The 764-nt window shown below is 57.7% G+C and carries 1 protein-coding gene; it reads left to right on the top strand.

The features are described from left to right. On the top strand, positions 1–764 hold a 764-nt coding region (locus ACB030_RS20310; protein WP_371162263.1), incomplete at both ends, for a transposase.

Here is a 764-nt window from a genome sequence, read left to right on the forward strand (position 1 = left end):
GAGCAACCAGAGCAACCAGAGCAACCAGAGCAACCAGAGCAACCAGAGCAACCAGAGCAAGGCAAGTCTCAAGCCGCCGCCTTCCCTAGGCAAACCCGGCTTATCAAGCAGAGCACCACCGACCCTGATAGCGGCTATATGGTGCGTGAAGGCAAACCAAAGGGCTTCTTCTACCTCGACCACCGCACGGTCGATGCCAAATACGCCATCATCACCGACAGCTTCATCACCCCGGGCAATGTCCATGACAGCGTTCCCTATCTCTCTCGGCTGGATCGGCAAATCGAGACCTTTGGTTTTAAAGTGGAAGCGGTGGGACTGGATGCAGGCTACAACAATGCCCCCTTGTGCCACGGGCTGGTCGAACGGGGCCTGGTGCACAGCGTGATTGGCTACTGTCGCCCGTCAAAAAGGAAGGGCATGCTGGCCAAGCGTGAATATCGTTATGATGCGCAGCAAGACTGTTATCACTGCCCGCAAAACGAAATCCTGCGCTACCAGACCACCAACGGGGAAGGGTATCGGCTCTACGCCAGTGACCCGGACACATGCCGGGAGTGCCCGCTGCGGACGCAATGCACCAAGAGTAAAACAGGCATCAAACAGGTGAGCCGACATGTCTGGCAGGGAGAGCGGGAACGGATAGACCAGAACCGACTGACAGAGCCGGGCAAACAGACTTACAAGGGGCGGCAGGAGACGGTTGAGCGCAGTTTTGCGGATGCGAAGCAGCACCACGGTCATCGGTATGCCCGTTATCGGGG

Source organism: Aeromonas sp. S16(2024), from assembly GCF_041403065.1.
GTDB lineage: Bacteria > Pseudomonadota > Gammaproteobacteria > Enterobacterales > Aeromonadaceae > Aeromonas.